Raw genomic sequence first — 2,880 nt, forward strand, 5'->3', positions numbered from 1 at the left:
TCGTGTCAGTCGTTGACGGTCCAGGTGTCGTTGCCGGTGAGGAGTCGGGTGAGGTCGCCCTTGCCGTGTTGGTGGACGGCGGTGTCGAGTTGGTGGGTCATGAGGGTGTCGTAGACGGGGCGTTGGGCTGCGCGGAAGACGCCGATGGGGGTGTGGTGGAGGGTGTCGGGGTCGGCGAGGCGGGAGAGGGCGAAGGCGGTGGTGGGGCCGGCGGTGGTGTCGTGGATGAGGATGTCGTTCTCGTTGGCGGGGGTGACGGTGACGACTTCCAGTTCTCCGGTGGCGGGGTTGCGGACGACGCCCTTGGTGTGGTCGGTGCCGAAGCGGATGGGCTGTCCGTGTTCCAGGCGGATGACGGCTTCCTGGGCCTGTTGTCTGTCTTTGAGGGTGTCGAAGGCGCCGTCGTTGAAGATGTTGCAGTTCTGGTAGATCTCCACCAGGGCGGTGCCGTTGTGGTCGGCGGCGCGGCGCAGGACGTCGGTGAGGTGGCCGCGGTCGGAGTCGATGGTGCGGGCGACGAAGGAGGCCTCGGCGCCCAGTGCGAGGGAGACGGGGTTGAACGGGGCGTCGAGGGAGCCCATGGGGGTCGATTTGGTGATTTTGCCGGTCTCGCTGGTGGGGGAGTACTGGCCTTTGGTCAGGCCGTAGATGCGGTTGTTGAACAGCAGGATTTTGAGGTTGACGTTGCGGCGCAGGGCGTGGATGAGGTGGTTGCCGCCGATGGACAGGGCGTCGCCGTCGCCGGTGACGACCCAGACCGACAGGTCGCGGCGTGAGGTGGCCAGGCCGGTGGCGATGGCGGGGGCGCGGCCGTGGATGGAGTGCATCCCGTAGGTGTTCATGTAGTAGGGGAAGCGGGAGGAGCAGCCGATGCCGGAGACGAAGACGATGTTCTCCCTGGCCAGGCCGAGTTCGGGCATGAAGCCCTGCACGGCGGCCAGGACCGCGTAGTCACCGCAGCCCGGGCACCAGCGCACCTCCTGGTCGGACTTGAAGTCCTTCATCGTCTGGACGGCCTCGGCCCTGGGCACCAGGGAGAGGAGCTCACTGGCCACGGTTGGCCTCCTTGAGGATGTCGGCGAGCTGTTCGGCCTTGAACGGCATGCCGTTGACCTGGGTGTGACTGCGCGCGTCGATGAGGTACTTGGCCCGGATGAGGGTGGCGAGCTGGCCGAGGTTCATCTCCGGGACGATCACCCTCTCGTACCGCTTGAGGACCTCGCCGAGGTTGTGCGGGAAGGGGTTGAGGTGGCGCAGGTGGGCCTGGGCGATCGCTCCGCCCTCCCGCCGCACCCGGCGCACCGCGGCCGTGATCGGCCCGTAGGTCGAGCCCCAGCCCAGCACCAGGGTGCGGGCCCCGTCGGGATCGTCCACCTCCAGGTCGGGCACGTCGATGTTGTCGGTCTTGGCCTGGCGGATGCGGACCATGAAGTCGTGGTTGGCCGGGTCGTAGGAGATGTTCCCCGTCCCGTCCTGCTTCTCGATCCCCCCGATCCGGTGCTCCAGGCCCGGCGTGCCCGGCACCGCCCACGGCCGGGCCAGGGTTTCGGGATCCCGCTTGTAGGGCCAGAACACCTGCGTGCCGTCGGCCAGGGTGTGATTGGGGCCGGTGGCGAACGCGGTGCGCAGATCGGGCAGCTCGCCGGTGTCCGGGACCCGCCACGGCTCCGAACCGTTGGCGAGATAGCCGTCGGAGAGCAGGAACACCGGCGTGCGGTACGTCAGCGCGATCCGGGCCGCCTCCAAAGCGGCGTCGAAACAGTCCCCCGGCGTCCTCGGTGCGATGACCGGGACCGGTGCCTCGCCGTTGCGGCCGTACATCGCCTGCAGCAGATCCGCCTGCTCCGTCTTGGTCGGCAGACCCGTCGACGGGCCGCCGCGCTGGATGTCCACGATCAGCAAAGGCAGCTCCAGCGACACCGCCAGCCCGATCGTCTCGCTCTTGAGCGCCACCCCCGGACCCGACGTCGTCGTCACCGCCAGCGAACCGCCGAACGCCGCCCCCAGCGCCGCCCCGATCCCGGCGATCTCGTCCTCCGCCTGAAACGTGCGCACCCCGAAATTCTTGTGCTTCGACAGTTCGTGCAGGATGTCCGAGGCCGGCGTGATCGGATACGACCCCAGATACAACGGCAGATCCGCCTGCCGCGCCGCCGCGATGAGCCCGTACGACAGGGCGAGGTTGCCGGAGATGTTGCGGTAGACACCCGCCGGGAAAGCCGCCGTGGCGGGAGCGACCTCGTAGGAGACCGCGAAATCCTCCGTCGTCTCCCCGAAGTTCCAGCCCGCCCGGAACGCCGCCACGTTCGCCTCCGCGATCAGCGGCCGCTTGACGAACTTCCGCCGCAAGAACGCCTCCGTGCCCTCCGTGGGCCGGTGATACATCCACGACAGCAGACCCAGCGCGAACATGTTCTTGCTCCGCTCCGCCTCCTTCCGCGGCAGCCCGAACTCCCTCAACGCCTCCAAAGTGAGCGTCGTCAACGGCACCGGATGCACCCGGTAGCCCTCCAGCGACCCGTCCTCCCACGGCAGGGCCGTATACCCCACCTTCGCCATCGCCCGCTTCGCGAACTCGTCCGTGTTCACGATGACCTCACCACCGCGCGGCACATCGGCGATATTCGCCCTGAGCGCCGCCGGATTCATCGCCACCAGCACATCCGGCGCATCCCCCGGCGTCAGAATGTCATGATCCGCGAAATGCAGCTGGAACGAGGAGACCCCCGGCAGCGTCCCCGCCGGCGCCCGGATCTCCGCCGGAAAATTCGGCAGCGTCGACAGATCATTCCCGAACGACGCCGTCTCCGACGTGAAACGATCCCCCGCAAGCTGCATACCATCACCCGAATCACCCGCAAAACGAATGATCACCCGGTC

Annotated in this window: 2 protein-coding genes; both read right to left on the minus strand. The window is 67.9% G+C overall.

The genetic code is table 11. From position 1 onward, the window contains the following. Positions 1-5: 5 nt before the first annotated feature. Positions 6-1,004 (minus strand): 2-oxoacid:ferredoxin oxidoreductase subunit beta, encoded by a 999-nt coding sequence (locus ACIQKA_RS34900; protein ID WP_402543405.1) that lies wholly within the window; start codon positions 1,002-1,004, stop codon positions 6-8. 40 nt (positions 1,005-1,044) lie between these two features. Further along, the coding region (locus tag ACIQKA_RS34905) for a 2-oxoacid:acceptor oxidoreductase subunit alpha (RefSeq protein ID WP_383219867.1) at positions 1,045-2,880 on the minus strand (1,836 nt) is incomplete at its 5' end.

This window comes from Streptomyces sp. NPDC092045 (assembly GCF_044756005.1).
In the GTDB taxonomy this organism is placed as follows: domain Bacteria; phylum Actinomycetota; class Actinomycetes; order Streptomycetales; family Streptomycetaceae; genus Streptomyces.

What these genes read in the sequence shown, in the direction of transcription:
- ACIQKA_RS34900 (WP_402543405.1), bottom strand. Translation starts at nt 1,004, where the DNA reads ATGAAGGACTTCAAGTCCGACCAGGAGGTGCGCTGGTGCCCGGGCTGC.